A 14,533-nucleotide genomic window follows, 5' to 3' on the forward strand; every position below is an offset into this window, starting at 1 on the left:
ATCTGGTTACACCAGGTATTCCAGTAAAATTGTTTTGTCCACGCTATGCAGTGATACCGAAACGCGGTCACCACTTTTCAGTTCCAGACCACGCGACGCATCAGCGGCGCGTCCGGATCTCTCCACGGTGATGCCTTCGCCGCTGCGGAGCAGCAGTCTGTCGTTCTTGCCCGGAGTGAAGACGAGCTTCTCACTTTCCTTAAGCTCAGGTGCTAACTGCAGCAGTTGATGCAAGTTGAACTTGCCTCTGAACGCAGCCAGCTTCTTATACTGCGGATACGTCTTCTCTCCGGTATTCTCGTCCCGCACCTCGATGACGATCTGGCCGGTAAAGCCGCGTGTCGCCTGCTTCCGCAGCAGCCACAGGGCTACTCCAGCCGCCAGCAGGAGCACAATTCCGCCAATGATATAATACAGAGTCATAGATTTCGGCTTGTCGGCGAGCGGGTTACTGCTCTCCGGGGCCGCTGTAGCGCCGCCAGTTCCAGCAGTGCTTTTCTTGGCGCTGACTGTCACAGGATCACTCTCACGGTAAAAGCTTCTTTCCTCCGCACGCACCTTCAGCTCGTAATCATGGCTCTCCTTCACCTCAAACGTCCCTTTGAAGACATCCCCGGTGTTATCCAGCGGGATTTCTTCAGTAGTGCCCGTATCCAGGTCCTTGGCCAGCAGAACGGCCTTCATATTTTGATACAAATTGCTGAGCGTTACCTGAGTACCGTTGCTGAATACGTGGGAAGCAATATCGATCTTGTCGCCTTTTTTATAGGATGCGGAAGGCAGCGCATCTATTTTAAGTTCCAGGTCATAGTTGAAAACGAGATTAATATCAATTTTATCCTTGGGCACCCCTTTGATCTGGAGCCTCCAATCGCCCTGCTGCGGAGACAACAGCTTAATCAGGCTGTAAGTCTTCGACTTCGAGAGCAGAACATCGCCTGAAGGTATAGCTACTTCTTTCCCGGTTGGGTCCTTCAGCTTCGCAGTTACAGGCTGTGAAGACATAATGGAAATATTGGCCTCCAGCACGCTGGCGTTCGGGACGTTCACCGTCACCTCCTGAAAGCTGCCGTTCCCCGTAATCGACTGCACCGGTACAATCTTGAGCTTAAGATGGCTGGCAAAAATTTCGCTGAGGATCTGCGGCAGATCATCTGCCGAATCTGTAGAGAATGCCTTACCTCCTGTCTTCGTGGACAGGTCAGCCAGAGATTGCTTGTTCAGCTTGCCATCCGCATTCAGACCAATGGTATAAATGGGATAGCCGCTCTTCTTGGCCTCATCCAGTGCTGTATTCAGCTCCTGATCCGATTGGCTCTGAGTCCGTCCAGTAGCTTTGTTAAAATCGTTGTTACCGTCGGCGAGCATGACGATGAGCGGTTCATGGGAAGGATCGCTGCCATTCTGCAGCACTTTTACTGCCTCCTTCACGCCTACGGCAATATCCGTATACGCGCCGCGGTCCAGCCCGTCAATGAAGTCCTTCAGATCCTGCTTGTCGGTCGCCGAATTGATCTGCAGCAGTGCCTTTTCCCGCTGCACTTTATCGGTGTAGGCTACAATCCCGACCTTATCCCCTTGCGCGGACAGCATATCTATGAACATCTTCATTGCTTCGTTGGCAATCTTGTTCTTGTCACTCTTGTTCATGGAGTTGCTGACATCAATTAGCAGCACGGCATCAATATGAGATGGCGCCGGGGTTGCGGCATGAGCCAGCCCTGCACCTAGCGGGGCAACCGCGATACACAGGGTCAGCAGCAGCGCCGGAATAAGGCGCCAAAAGACAATCTTCGATGTTTTTCTACGGTGGTCATTATGAAGCATAAAGATGGCTCCTCTTGTGTTATAGTAGGCAAATATGGAAATCAGCCAAAAAGCTAAAATCTGTAAATAGTATGCCATTATGATATAATTAAACCTTGTAAACTTCAACTTTTAGGACTGATGAACTGTTAAGAAGGAACGCTATAATTCACTTTTTTCGCTGCACTATCTTCCAGAAGAAAGGAAAAGTCACATGATTTCATACGTTATTCTTGGAGTTGCGTTCCTATATGTCGTAATTCACATTGCTATCTATGCCTCTCGCCAGCGAAACCCGCTAACCCGGGATGATATGGACGAGATGCTGCTTGCCACCTTAAATGGAGGTGACAAGGGTCATGAGTAAGAAGAAGCCTGTCACGTTCCGGCCCTTCAAGGCGCCCCGCTATTCCTTCGACAAGCTTCGCATCTGCAGGCGCTGTGGGCGCTATACCGCTCTTAACGAAGAGCGCTGCACGAAATGCGGCAAAGCCTCACTTGTTTCGGTGGAGAACTATGCCAGCGCCCGTGCAGGGCGCAAAATGCACACCCGGCTACTGCTAGTCTTACTGCTTACCCTGGTTTCGGTTTATTTTGGCGACAGCACGCTGCAAATGGCCCTGTGTGGTGCAGGCGGACTCCTGCTGACCGGGCTTCTCTACTATACGCAGCGAAAAGTCAGGCAGAACGAAAACTTGCGCGCTCTGGAGCATCTGCTGGCCTACAACATCGGAATCATCAAGGAGGGGCTGGAGCTTAACCGCCAGGAAGCGGTGTCTGTCCTTCGCGAAAATGATGTGCTGGCCTATGAGAAGCTGCGCGAGATTGCCATTCTCCTGCGTGGCGACCGGGTAGCCCGGCAACGGGTCGCCCTCCTGCACGGCTTTCAGCTCCGTAAGGATATGGATCTCGAAATGGAACAGCTTCTGCTGAGAGAGTTCGAGCCACTGCTGGCCGAATACATAGGAGAGATTGCCAAGGTGCGCCGGGATCTGATCAAGGACCGCACACTGCGTTATGTTCAAGCCTATGAGACCCAGATCCGGCAAATGGATAGAGGGATCGCTATCCTGACCGGCGTGGCCGGGGCGGCCGTTCGCATGAAACGTTATGCGCTGCTGCACTCCCGTTTCATCGGCAGATACGTGCATGAGCTGCCCAAGGACCGCTTCTTACGATTAGCCCGGCTGATCGAGGCCAACCCTTATGAGCCATGGAACGGGCTTGACCAAACTGTAGCCGAAATTCGTGAATTCAAGTACCGTTGGGACCCTGAATTTCAATAAACCATCGTATGGCAAAAAAGAGGCTATAATATATGACGATCAAAGAAGTAATATCCCTGCGAAATTTTATGATCATTTTGTGTATATTAATGGTTTTACTGCTGGGACAGAAGGCCCAGCGCATGTCTGACAAGGTGAATGTGGTGCAGGAAGGCAGTCGTCTGCATGCGGCAGGCGACCTTATCGGCGCAGAAGAAAAGTACCGCGAGGCGAGGGAAAATCACTCCTTTTCATACAAAGAAGAAGAGATAGCAACACAATTGGAGAAACTGGCCCCGATCACAGCCATCCGTGCGGGTCTGGACAACGTTGCCCGGTACGCCAGCTCGCAGGCCCTGTCAGGTGACTTCGAAGGATTCATGAAGAGCTATGATGATCTTGTCCAGCTGAAAGCCCAGTATATGAAGCCCGGAGGCCCTTACGAAGCCTATTACCGCAAGTTGTCTGCCGCGTCGGGCCTTTCAGAGGAATGGACGACCTTCTTTCAGCATTTCAAAAAGCAGTTTTTGGACACCCTTGCCCAAAACGCTAACGGAAACGACGGCGGGGATGATGTGAAATGGAAACTGCTGCGGATACCAGATGCTTTCTTTGGCGGTTCATCTGCTAAGCAGGAGCAATTGAATGCTGCGTTCCGCAGCCACGATACAGGTCAGTTAAAGGCCTTGGCCGCTGCCGGAAGCTTCGGTCCCTTGCTCGAAAGCACCTTGTCCATGCATAAGGCGTACGAGAGCCATAAGTATGCGGCGCCCTGGCTCAAGGAACAAGTGGAAAGCAGCGGACGTATCATCCTGAAGAAAGATCTGGAGGGCAAGAACATATCCGCCTTCGCAGAACATGCTGCCGCCTATCGCAAGTTCGCAAGCAGCGCAGGCTTCAAGGCAACCCAAGTGCTGAAGTACATAGATGCTCAAAATGCCAAACTGCTCAAAAGTGCCGCGAGCAAAGCCAAAAACGGAGCATACGAGGACGCAATCAAGCTCTACACCGAGCTATATCCATTAAAAGACCATTCCGAGGACATTGCAGCGGTCCGCCTCGCCTGGAATATAGCTGATCCTGTACGGTTGCTCCCCGGAGGCGGGGAGCAGGGGCGCTACAATAATGTGATTTCCGGTAAAGGAAAGTACGGCGCCAAGGTCTATGTTGCGGCAACTGACAGCAGCGGGTCCCTTCATTATGCCGTAATGAACAAGGATAACGCTGTATCATCTTTCTCCATGGGCGTTATTCCCGGGTTCCCCTCCCTGCACCGGGTCTTCTTTGACGAGACTCTTGAGGCAGCCACCGGAGAACCTGTAGTTGTTGCTGAAGCCGATAGCACAGATGACAACGGCAGGACACTTTTTACAGGTTATGCGCTTCAGATGCAAGGAATATCACAACTGTTCTCCTTTAGCGGGGATAGCTACGAACTTCAGCCAGATGGTTCCATCCTTGTGCATAATGTTGGTGCTGGTGCCGGAGAGGGTAATGCGGGGCAGACAGCCATTTATCGCAAATCGGGGGAAACTTACCAATTCTCCGAAATCGTACAGGCTTACCCGCCAATTCAGGCGTCGGAGCTGGAGCTTCATCCTTTGCAGAATGTATCGATAAGCTGTGAAATCTATCTCGACAATTCAGGGAGTGCTGTCGCTTATGCCGATGGCCGCTACATCCTGCTTCAGGGCTATCAAGGGTCCATAACAGGCCCCATGCTGCTAAGCGGTCAGTTCCAGAACGACTACGGTATACTGCAGACCGAAACTGGTGAGGAGAGCGTCCCCGTATTTGTGGTAACTTCTGCCGGGAGTTTGAGTATAGTGAACTAAGCGAATCAAGTCAGTACAGACACCCTCCTGAATGCCATTCAGGGGGGGTGTTTACTGCCAGCACCTTTTCCAACATTCACAAAAGAGACAAGGATCATTTTAATTTTTTTTTTACCCTGAAGTGCTCTCGCAGTTGCGTATTCTGGATCTGTTCCAAATCCCTTATTCCACCTGCCCTCCCGCTAATATTCTTCTCAATTCAGCTCTTTTTCTAGTATGAAATCTCGTGATTTGCGCGTTCTCCCTACCCCTTGAGATCTATTGACTTCTCCATATCTAGTGTTAAAATGATTAAGCGTCTCTAAATATAGTGTTATTCCGAAGAAAACGGTTTATATACAGGGTAAACCCTATCAGGGCGCGGTTTATCCCAAAATCTAATTTTAATAAGCTGGAACAATCGCTTCCACTAAGGAGGAACAACCATGCTGATCGCTTATGATTCCAAAACAGGCAACGTCAAACGGTTCATTAACAAGCTGAAGCTTCCGGCCGTACAGATCGAAGAGCATATGACGATAGACGAGCCTTATGTACTTGTTACATACACCACCGGATTTGGACAAATTCCAGAGAAGGTGTCTTCTTTTTTGGAGAACAACCATACAAGTCTGAAAGGAATCGCCGCCAGCGGCAACAAAAACTGGGGTCAACTGTTCGCGAATAGCGCAGATTTGATTGCAGAGCGGTACAATGTGCCGGTAATTGGCAAGTTCGAGTTGTCGGGAACTTTTGGCGATGTAGAACGGATTAAACAGGAGGTGAACCGAGTTGCGGCATATTGAGCTGAACAACATGCTTTTGAAGAGAGACGAAGAAGGATTCTTCCAATTAGATAAGGACCGCGAGGCGGTTGTGGAATTTATGGGAGAAGTGGAGCGACGCAGCCTTACTTTTGCAGACACTAAATCCAAAGTGGATTATATGATAGAGAATGACTACTATGAGAACCTGTACGAACGCTACGCTGCTTCAGAGATTGAGGATGTTTACCGGATCGCACATGAATATGGCTTCCAGTTCCCTTCCTACATGGCGGCTTCCAAGTTCTATACAGACTACGCGGTGAAGACCAATGACCGGAAGCAATACCTGGAGCACTACCCGGATCGTGTGGCCGTGGTGGCTCTGCATCTGGGCCGCGGCAATGCCGATACCGCTCGTGTGCTGGTCCGCTCGATGATGGAGCAACGTCTTCAACCAGCTACGCCAACCTTCCTGAACGCAGGCAAGAGCCGCCGGGGCGAGATGGTCTCCTGCTTCCTGCTGGAAATGGATGACTCTCTGAATTCGATCAACTATGTACTGAATACATGCATGCAGCTCTCTAAAATCGGCGGCGGGGTGGCGGTTAACCTCTCGAAGCTGCGCTCGCGCGGCGAGACGATCAAAGGCGTGGAAGATGCGGCCAAAGGTATCGTGCCTGTGCTGAAGCTCATGGAAGATGGATTCTCCTATGCCGACCAGATGGGGCAGCGTAAAGGCTCCGGAGCGGCTTACTATAATATTTTTGGCTGGGATGTACTAGAGTTCCTGGATTCCAAAAAAATCAATGCCGACGAAAAACTGCGCCTAAAAACGCTGTCCATCGGGCTGATCGTGCCAAACCGCTTCTATAAGCTGGCCCAGGATAATGAGCCGCTGCATGTGTTCGCACCATATAGTGTGTTCCAAGCCTACGGCACCCATCTGGACGATATGGATTTGGACGAAATGTACGACAAACTGCTTGCTGACCCGCGCGTTAAAAAGAAAGTCGCGATGGGCGCACGTGAGATGCTGACCAAGATCGCCATGATTCAGTTGGAATCAGGCTACCCATATATTATGAACAAGAGCAATGCCAACAAGGCACATGCGCTGAAAAATATCGGCCAAGTGAAGATGTCGAATCTCTGCACAGAGATTTTCCAATTACAAGAGACTTCGGAAATCACTGATTACGGTCAGGCAGACACCATCCGCCGGGACATCAGCTGTAACCTGGCTTCCCTCAACATCGTCAACGTTATGGAGCATGGCAAAATCCGTGAATCCGTTCATGAGGGTATGCTGGCACTGACAGCTGTCAGCGATATGACCACCGTCTCCAATGCCCCAGGTGTGACGAAGGCGAACAAAGAGATGCACTCCGTCGGACTGGGCGTTATGAACCTGCATGGTTATTTTGCCAAGAACAAGATTGCTTATGAGAGTGAACAGGCCCGGGATTTCGCCCGCACCTTCTTCATGACCATGAACTTCCACTCGCTGGAGAAGAGCATGGAGATTGCCGCCCAGACCGGTGAGACCTTCCATGGCTTCGCAGAATCGGATTATGCCACAGGCGTCTACTTCGAACGCTATCTGACTACGGATTATCGTCCGGTGACACTTAAGGTGCAGGAACTATTCAAGGATATCTATATCCCTACCCAAGAGGATTGGGCGCAACTACGTGATTCTGTCGTCAAAAACGGACTGTACCATGCTTACCGTCTGGCGATCGCGCCAACGGCCAGTATTTCTTATATCCAGAACGCTACTTCCAGTGTGATGCCGATTGTGGAGCAAATTGAGACCCGGACCTATGCCAACTCCACTACGTACTATCCGATGCCCTATTTGCAGCCTGACAATGTCTTCTATTATAAATCCGCCTATCAGATGGACCAGTTCAAGGTCATTGACCTGATTGCCGAGATCCAGCCCCATATTGACCAAGGGATTTCCACTGTCCTGCACGTGAACAGCGATGTTACCACCCGCGAGTTGGCCCGGTGCTATCTCTATGCGGCGCACAAAGGGCTGAAGTCGCTGTATTACACCCGGACCAAGAAGCTGTCTGTCGAGGAATGTATCACTTGCTCGGTGTAACCGTAGGCTTTTTTGAACAGAAAAGGAGATTACAAGATATGAGCGCTATCCAAGCCGTAAACTGGAACCGACCGGACGATGATTTCACCCTGATGTTCTGGAATCAGAATATTATGCAATTCTGGACCGATGACGAAATTCCGCTATCCGATGATAAAATGTCCTGGCTGACTCTCAGCGAGCTGGAAAAGGATGCCTACATGAAGGTACTCGGCGGTCTGACCCTGCTCGATACCGTACAGGGCGGCGTGGGTATGCCGCAGATTATGGAGCATGTGGACGGCCTGCAACGCAAAGCGGTGCTGGGCTTCATGGGGATGATGGAGCAGATTCACGCCAAGTCGTACAGCAGCATTTTCACAACCCTGGCGAGCACTGAAGAGATTGATTCCGTCTTCCGCTGGGTGGAAGAGAATCCCCGCCTCCAGACCAAGGCAGAGACCATCTCCCAATATTACAAGGCTATCGAATCGAAAAAAGACTTGTACCTCGCCATGGCGGCCTCCGTGCTGCTGGAGAGCTACCTGTTCTATAGCGGCTTCTTCTATCCGCTTTATCTGGCTGGTCAAGGCAAAATGACCTGCAGCGGCGAAATCATCGACCTGATCCTGCGCGACGAGAGCATTCACGGCGTATACGTTGGCGTGCTGGCCCAGGAGATTTACGAGGAGCTGGAGGAAGACGAGCAACGTGATCTACACCAAACCCTTGTAGGTTTGGTACGATTCCTTCATGCGAATGAGGAAAAATACACCGAAGAGATTTACGCCTCCATCGGGCTTGTAGATGAGGTAAAGACCTTCTTGCGCTACAATGCCAACAAGGCGATGATGAATCTCGGACATGATCCGCTTTTCGACGAAGAAGAGATCAACCCGATTGTCCAAAATGGGATCAGTACCCATACGAAGCAGCATGATTTCTTCTCCAAAAAAGGCAACGGCTACGTTCGTGCGATGAACGTTGAGCCTTTGAAAGACGAAGACTTCCTGTTTTAAGTTATAATCCTGATTAAACATAAACAGCCAGGCCCCGTAAGGGGTCTGGCTGTTTTGTTGTGCGTGGCAGATGAAGTATTACTTGAATGCGAGTGCTATGGTCGCCCGCAGCTGCTAGATCGCCGCCGATTCGCTCGGCCTCCACGCCTATGTCCAGGCACGCTCGCGGTACAGCCTTTCGGCATAGTCCGTGATGACCTCATGCATGGCGAGCTTGTCCCGCCACGCTGCAGGAATGCCGGAGAGCCCATAGTAAGCTCCGGCAATCTGTCCATAGACGGCGCCGGTAGTGTCAGCATCATCGCCCAAATTCACTGCGAGCAGTGCACCTTCCGCGAAGCTTGTGGAGCGATGGAAGGCCCACAAGGCTGCTTCCAGCGATTTCACCACATACCCGGATCCTTCGATAGACGGCGGTTCCTTGGTTTGGTATGAGCCTTGCAGGATTTCCTCTATTGCGGGTGCCAATGAACCCTCCTCCAGCCAATCCCGGTATGCTTCAGGAGCTAGCATCTCCTGCTTGCTCCACCCACTGAGCGCCCCCGCAAGGATGGCAGCCATCAGGCGGCACGCATGCAGACAGGCTTGGGCCTGGTGTGTCGTTCTTGCGCTGATCGCTGCATACGATATTGCTTCCTCCGGCCGCTCTGCGTAGTACATCACAGCCGGGGCCAGCCGCATGATTGGTCCGTTTCCGGCTGATGAAGGATCCACCGAGCCACTAAAGGCCTCGCCTGTGGCCTCATAATGAAGCAATGCCGCACGCGTGGCATTGCCAATATCGAAGCATTCACCCGTGCTGCTGAGATGCCCTTCCCGGAACCATCTTACGTATCGATCCATCTGATCTCTAGGATCAAAGCCGCCCTTCTCTAGCAAGCTCTCTGCCAGACAGAGAGCCATCGAGGTGTCATCGGTCCACTGACCCGCCTTTAGTTTAAAAACCCCGCCGCCGACCATATCCTTCATCGGCTCGAAGCTTCCCGGCGGTTTGAACTCCACTGTTGTTCCCAGCGCATCTCCCACCGCCAAGCCAGTCAGGCAACCTAGATAACGGTCCATTTTATCTATCATGCTCCCCCTCCTTGTGCAATCTTATGATGATCTATTATTTTTTATGGGCTATATACAACAACACCCCTCGGAGGCGACACAAATCGCTGCCCCAAGGGATGTTTAAGATTACGCTCCCGCTTGATTATTCGCCCGGATATTTGAGGCCCCACTGGGCGCGGATATCATCCAGCAGTTTTATAATCGCCAGCGACTCTTCTAGCGGCAGGATCGGGCTTTCCGTCAGCCCCTCCGCCAGGCAGCGTCCGACTTCCTCGGCCTCAAAGGCATAACCGTGGGAGACACGCTCGTCCTTGAATGTCTCCACCTGTACATCATTGATATACAGCTCGACAGATCTCGGATTGACCAATGTGTCGGGAATGACAATATAGCCTTCTGTGCCGAAGATATAGGCCTGTTCCAGCATTTTCAATCGGACGCCCCCGTTTATGGACGCCGCTTTGCCGTCCCCATAGGAGAGCAGCAGCGAGAAATGTTCATCCACGCCTGTCTCACCGATATGGACGGTGCTTTGAATATGTTCAGGATGCGGCCCGAAGATCATCGAGGCCAGGGAAATCGGATAGATGCCGACATCGAGTAGCCCACCCCCGCCAAGCTTGGGATCCAGCAGGCGGCTGGATGGATTCCAGTCGGCACGGAAGCCCAGATCGCCTTTAACCAGACGTACTTCACCGATTCTCCCTTCTGCAATCCACTCCCGAATCTTGGCATGAACCGGAAGGAAACGGCTCCACATCGCCTCCATAAGAAACAGCTTCTGCTCCCGGGCATAGGAGATTAGCTCTTCCAGCTCTGCGCTATTCACAGTAAACGGCTTCTCGCAGAGTACCGCCTTACCTGCACGCAGTGCCAGCAGCGCATTGTCCTTATGGAACGGATGCGGAGTACCGATATACACAGCATCCACCGCTGGATCGTTAACCAATTCCTCATAGGTAGCGTAGGCATGCGGAATGCCGTGCTTTTGGGCAAACTCATCGGCGCTTTCCTGGCTACGCGATCCTACGGCATGAGCGACACCGTTACTAGCGTGTATGAGATCCGAGACAAATTGGCTGGCGATTGAGCCGGTGCTGATAATTCCCCATTTTATCGTGTAAGCGTTATCGTTAGACATTGGCGTCTCTCCTTTGATGTCTTTTTCCTAGATACCTATGATTCTATCAAACCGTTGTTCCTAAGTAAAAAAGATCTCCATCAGTCGTTGCGCATAAGCCGTTCCACAAACGGGATATCTGCCGCCGCAAAAGTATATACCCCCAGTTCTCCTGGCTGAACCCAGCGGTACTCATCATGATCCGTTAAGGTGATCGTACCATTCACATACTTCGCCTTCCAAGCAATTAATGTAAGATGTACGCTCCCATAGCTGTGCTCATTCACCCCAAAGGCAGCATAGGGACGGATTTCGATCCCCATTTCTTCCTGCAGCTCACGGATTAGACAATCCTGTACACTTTCGCCTGCCTCCAGCTTACCGCCGGGGAATTCCCACAGTCCCCCTTGTGACTTGCCCTCACGCCTTCTAGCTATCAGTATCTTTCCTGTCTCATCATAAATAATGGCCGCTGCAACTTCGATCACGGCTTAACCCTCCCTGAATTCCCAGATACGCATCAGCTCTCTAAAGAGAGTATACCATTGCGCGCAAATAAAGGACTCTTTCCAATGCCGCGCGGGCCGGAAAACGTCCTTTGTTTATACGTCTTATGTTATTTGTTCAGTACAAGCTCCAAACGCACGTCCAGATTATTTTCAGTACTCAGCACAATGGTATGCGGATTACTTAGGCCGAAATCGCCAAAAGTAACTGTAGTTGTTCCCGACAACAGAAGCTGTCCTTTGCTGTATACGGCCTGTGTCTGGAAGGTAACGTCTTTTTCAATTCCTTTTACCGTAAGGGTTCCCTTCATCTCAACCGGGACAGGCTTGCCCTCACTCCATTCAGCCGGAAGCTTCGAGAATGACTTCACTGTAAAAGTAGACTCTGGATGCTCTGCAACCGACAGGAAATCCCCGGATTTAACATGCTCGTCTCGCTGCGCGTTGCCGGAATCCAAGGCATTCATATCCACAGTGCCCTGTCCAGTCATAGCTGTGTTGTCATCCAGATTCACGTTCCAACTGCCCTGTACCTTCTTATCCACAAAATTAACGGTTTCCTGTGAAGTAGTCACCGACCAGTATACCTTTGATGTGTCGGCAATCTTCCATTCGCCGTTTAATTGCTCTGCTGTAACTGCCGCCCCTGGGGCTTGTCCCTGCGCTGCTTCCGCGGTTCCCGATCCGCTATTAGAGTTGTTTTGCCCTGTAGCCGGGATAACTGACTCGATTGCGATCTTATTGCCCAGGGACTTGTTCAGCAGGGTGTACCCTGTAATACTTCCGGCGACAATAACAACGCCCACAAGAATCAGTAACGATTTCTTCTTCATTATACTTCCCTCCATCCCAAATTCCTTGTATCTATAAGGCCAGTCCTCATTCTAACAAAGGAATATGTCGGGAAGAAGTCAAAGCAGCGCCAGCACGATTATGATAAGATTGGTGTACTTTTTAGAAGGAGGCTCTGTGATCATGCAGTCCATTCTGATTGTAGAGGACGAAGAGGCCATCTCTCGTGTTCTCAGCGCTTATTTGCGAAAAGCAGGCTTCAGCGTCACCCGGGCGTCCGATGGACGCACGGCGCTGGAGTCCTTTACCCTAAATCCCCCATCTCTGATTCTCTTGGATGTGATGATGCCAAACATGGATGGCTTCGAGCTACTGACCCATATCCGCGCCAAAAGCAGCTGCCCTGTCATTATGCTAACGGCCAGGGGCGGCATTAAGGACCGGCTCGCCGGGTTGAACGGCGGAGCGGATGACTATATGTCCAAACCGTTTATTCCCGAGGAGGTCGTAGCCAGAGTCAAGGCTGTGCTGCGCCGTCCTTCCCAGTGGTCCGATGGCAGCCGCAAACGGCATTTTGGCAGTCTGTTCATTGACTATAGCGCCCGAAGCGTCTTCCTTAACGGAGCTGAGGTCAGTCTCAGTCCCCGCGACATGTCTGTACTGCTATTCCTCGCCGAACGGCCGAATCAAATCTGCACCAGGGACCAACTGCTAGAGCATGTGTGGGAAATGGATTATGACGGAAGCGACCGCGCCGTGGATCTGTCGATCAAGCGGGTCAGACAGGCCCTGTCGCACTGGCCTGCCAGCGAAGGGGAAATCCGCACCTTGCGTGGTACGGGGTATCAGCTATGGACAAACTGAATAAAGGTACCTCAATCCTGCACTATTGGACCATCCGTTATCTGCTGATTATCAGCATTGGCCTGCTGATCACCACAGCTGCCACGTTCTGGTGGATTCGGCAGGAGGCTATGGAGAATCGAATGCAGACCATTGCACTGCTCGCACAGGAATTTGCCGACCTTAGTGCCAAGGATGACTCCATCGACATTTCCCCTCGGCTCAGGGATTTGTTTAATAATCGAAAGCAGTTCTTCAAGCTGAATACGGATATGTGTATCATTATCCTAGATCAAGATGGTCAACTGCTATTCTCCAATCCGGCGATGAGCGAGGAACGCATGCGCCTGGAGCTTAATGAGAGTCTGAGCAATGCCCGGAGCCCGGAATACAAGGCGGCCTCAGCACCGATTATCGGTTCAGAGGGTGTGCTGGGCAAAGTATTTGTCCTGCAGTCGGTGCGGTCACTCAAGTATATTCCACGAAATGAGGTCCTCTTCTTCGGACTGCTTCAAGTGTTCCTGATCATCCTAAGCTGGCTGACCATCTACCTCCTGTCCCGTAAGCTGGCCAAGCCGGTCCAGACCGTTGCTGCCGCCGCAGTCCAGATCAGCGGTGGAGAATACAATATCAAGCTTCAGAAGAGTGCCAAGGAGCGGGAAATCAACGAGTTGATCGTGTCGTTCCAGAACATGGCTGGCAAGCTTCAACAGTTTGAGGAGTCCCGGGCTTTTATGCTGGCCGGGGTCTCCCATGAACTGAAGACCCCGGTCACTTCCTTCAAGGGGCTTATTCATGCGGTAAGAGAAGGTGTCGTTGAGAACGAGGAAGCCGAGGAATTTCTGGATATTGCCCTATTGGAGGCTGACAAGCTGCAACGTATGGTCGAAGATCTGCTAGATTATAATGCGATGACTGCCGGCATCATTCCGATTCGCCATAACCGGATTGCGGCCAGTCCCCTGCTCTCCGAGGTTGTGTATCAATGGAAGCTGACGCAAGCGGAAGAGGTCTGTGAGCCGATGTTGATATTACCGGCTCATCCCTTGTACTTGCTGGGAGACCCGCTACGCATCCAGCAGATTATTGTGAATCTGCTGAACAATAGCGTACAAGCCGGGGAGACCGGTCGGAAGCTTCAGCTGACCCTGGAGCTAAGGGAGCAGCCGGAGGGCACCGCCCGAATCATCGTGACGGACAATGGTACGGGTATCGCGCCTGACATGCAATCCCAGGTGTTCGAAGCCTTTGTCCGCAGCCGGGAGAAGAACAGCATCGTCCGCGGACTAGGTCTCGGCCTCACCTTCAGCCGCCTGTTGGCCGAGTCCATGGGCGGTAGTCTAGACCTGCTGGAGAGCTCGGAGCAAGGCAGTACCTTCCTGCTAGAACTGCCGCTCGGGCGTTAGAAGTAGTCTGCTACAGGCCAGTCATGGTATAATCACTTGCACAATGAAAC

General features: G+C 51.7%; 13 protein-coding genes. 8 read left to right on the forward strand and 5 right to left on the reverse strand.

Going from position 1 to position 14,533, the window contains the following annotated elements:
* Window positions 1-6 precede the first annotated feature (6 nt).
* Window positions 7-1,827 (reverse strand): vWA domain-containing protein, encoded by a 1,821-nt coding sequence (locus tag ACFVU8_RS25760; protein WP_387431128.1) that lies wholly within the window; start codon window positions 1,825-1,827, stop codon window positions 7-9.
* Window positions 1,828-2,020: 193 nt separating this feature from the next.
* Here ACFVU8_RS25760 and ACFVU8_RS25765 point away from each other — a divergent pair, with 193 nt between their 5' ends.
* The 6 genes from ACFVU8_RS25765 to nrdF all read left to right on the forward strand — a co-directional run bounded on the left by ACFVU8_RS25765 (window position 2,021) and on the right by nrdF (window position 8,760).
* Window positions 2,021-2,173 carry a hypothetical protein gene (locus tag ACFVU8_RS25765; protein ID WP_175373840.1) on the forward strand — a complete coding sequence of 51 codons (153 nt, stop codon included), beginning with the start codon at window positions 2,021-2,023 and terminating at the stop codon, window positions 2,171-2,173.
* Window positions 2,166-3,092 (forward strand): hypothetical protein, encoded by a 927-nt coding sequence (locus ACFVU8_RS25770; RefSeq protein WP_387431130.1) that lies wholly within the window; start codon window positions 2,166-2,168, stop codon window positions 3,090-3,092. Before ACFVU8_RS25765 ends, ACFVU8_RS25770 begins: the two co-directional genes overlap by 8 nt.
* A 32-nt stretch (window positions 3,093-3,124) precedes the next feature.
* Window positions 3,125-4,906 (forward strand): hypothetical protein, encoded by a 1,782-nt coding sequence (locus ACFVU8_RS25775; RefSeq protein WP_387431132.1) that lies wholly within the window; start codon window positions 3,125-3,127, stop codon window positions 4,904-4,906.
* 425 nt (window positions 4,907-5,331) lie between these two features.
* Window positions 5,332-5,691 carry a class Ib ribonucleoside-diphosphate reductase assembly flavoprotein NrdI gene (gene nrdI, locus ACFVU8_RS25780; protein ID WP_379467326.1) on the forward strand — a complete coding sequence of 120 codons (360 nt, stop codon included), beginning with the start codon at window positions 5,332-5,334 and terminating at the stop codon, window positions 5,689-5,691.
* Complete coding sequence (gene nrdE, locus ACFVU8_RS25785; protein ID WP_387431135.1) at window positions 5,678-7,762, forward strand: class 1b ribonucleoside-diphosphate reductase subunit alpha; 2,085 nt, start codon at window positions 5,678-5,680, stop codon at window positions 7,760-7,762. The genes nrdI and nrdE overlap by 14 nt, the downstream gene beginning before the upstream one ends.
* Before the next feature lie 38 nt (window positions 7,763-7,800).
* Complete coding sequence (gene nrdF / locus ACFVU8_RS25790) at window positions 7,801-8,760, forward strand: class 1b ribonucleoside-diphosphate reductase subunit beta (RefSeq protein ID WP_175373835.1); 960 nt, start codon at window positions 7,801-7,803, stop codon at window positions 8,758-8,760.
* A gap of 147 nt (window positions 8,761-8,907) precedes the next feature.
* Here the strand turns inward: nrdF and ACFVU8_RS25795 are convergent, their stop codons facing one another.
* The 4 genes from ACFVU8_RS25795 to ACFVU8_RS25810 all read right to left on the reverse strand — a co-directional run bounded on the left by ACFVU8_RS25795 (window position 8,908) and on the right by ACFVU8_RS25810 (window position 12,275).
* Window positions 8,908-9,834 (reverse strand): ADP-ribosylglycohydrolase family protein, encoded by a 927-nt coding sequence (locus ACFVU8_RS25795; protein ID WP_387431137.1) that lies wholly within the window; start codon window positions 9,832-9,834, stop codon window positions 8,908-8,910.
* Window positions 9,835-9,958: 124 nt separating this feature from the next.
* A complete protein-coding gene (locus ACFVU8_RS25800) occupies window positions 9,959-10,957 on the reverse strand; it encodes a Gfo/Idh/MocA family protein (RefSeq protein ID WP_387431139.1) in 999 nt (332 codons plus the stop codon).
* A gap of 80 nt (window positions 10,958-11,037) precedes the next feature.
* Window positions 11,038-11,424, reverse strand: a complete 387-nt coding sequence (gene mutT / locus ACFVU8_RS25805; protein WP_175373832.1) for an 8-oxo-dGTP diphosphatase MutT — start codon at window positions 11,422-11,424, stop codon at window positions 11,038-11,040.
* Window positions 11,425-11,552: 128 nt separating this feature from the next.
* Window positions 11,553-12,275, reverse strand: a complete 723-nt coding sequence (locus ACFVU8_RS25810) for a YceI family protein (RefSeq protein ID WP_175373831.1) — start codon at window positions 12,273-12,275, stop codon at window positions 11,553-11,555.
* A gap of 142 nt (window positions 12,276-12,417) precedes the next feature.
* On the opposite strand from ACFVU8_RS25810, the gene ACFVU8_RS25815 reads away from it, so the two are divergent.
* Together ACFVU8_RS25815 and ACFVU8_RS25820 are read left to right on the forward strand one after the other, a co-directional pair.
* Window positions 12,418-13,098 carry a response regulator transcription factor gene (locus ACFVU8_RS25815; RefSeq protein WP_175373830.1) on the forward strand — a complete coding sequence of 227 codons (681 nt, stop codon included), beginning with the start codon at window positions 12,418-12,420 and terminating at the stop codon, window positions 13,096-13,098.
* Window positions 13,086-14,483 carry a sensor histidine kinase gene (locus ACFVU8_RS25820; RefSeq protein WP_175373829.1) on the forward strand — a complete coding sequence of 466 codons (1,398 nt, stop codon included), beginning with the start codon at window positions 13,086-13,088 and terminating at the stop codon, window positions 14,481-14,483. The genes ACFVU8_RS25815 and ACFVU8_RS25820 overlap by 13 nt, the downstream gene beginning before the upstream one ends.
* Window positions 14,484-14,533: the final 50 nt, after the last annotated feature.

The sequence above is a fragment of the Paenibacillus sp. NPDC058177 genome (genome assembly GCF_042883835.1).
Classification (GTDB): domain Bacteria; phylum Bacillota; class Bacilli; order Paenibacillales; family Paenibacillaceae; genus Paenibacillus_AQ; species Paenibacillus_AQ agri.

Coding starts and splice junctions, on each gene's coding strand:
- ACFVU8_RS25800 (WP_387431139.1), bottom strand. CDS start 10,957: ATGTCTAACGATAACGCTTACACGATAAAATGGGGAATTATCAGCACC.
- ACFVU8_RS25760 (WP_387431128.1), bottom strand. CDS start 1,827: ATGCTTCATAATGACCACCGTAGAAAAACATCGAAGATTGTCTTTTGG.
- ACFVU8_RS25775 (WP_387431132.1), top strand. CDS start 3,125: ATGACGATCAAAGAAGTAATATCCCTGCGAAATTTTATGATCATTTTG.
- ACFVU8_RS25810 (WP_175373831.1), bottom strand. CDS start 12,275: ATGAAGAAGAAATCGTTACTGATTCTTGTGGGCGTTGTTATTGTCGCC.
- ACFVU8_RS25820 (WP_175373829.1), top strand. CDS start 13,086: ATGGACAAACTGAATAAAGGTACCTCAATCCTGCACTATTGGACCATC.
- nrdF (WP_175373835.1), top strand. CDS start 7,801: ATGAGCGCTATCCAAGCCGTAAACTGGAACCGACCGGACGATGATTTC.
- ACFVU8_RS25815 (WP_175373830.1), top strand. CDS start 12,418: ATGCAGTCCATTCTGATTGTAGAGGACGAAGAGGCCATCTCTCGTGTT.
- ACFVU8_RS25770 (WP_387431130.1), top strand. CDS start 2,166: ATGAGTAAGAAGAAGCCTGTCACGTTCCGGCCCTTCAAGGCGCCCCGC.
- ACFVU8_RS25765 (WP_175373840.1), top strand. CDS start 2,021: ATGATTTCATACGTTATTCTTGGAGTTGCGTTCCTATATGTCGTAATT.
- nrdI (WP_379467326.1), top strand. CDS start 5,332: ATGCTGATCGCTTATGATTCCAAAACAGGCAACGTCAAACGGTTCATT.
- ACFVU8_RS25795 (WP_387431137.1), bottom strand. CDS start 9,834: ATGATAGATAAAATGGACCGTTATCTAGGTTGCCTGACTGGCTTGGCG.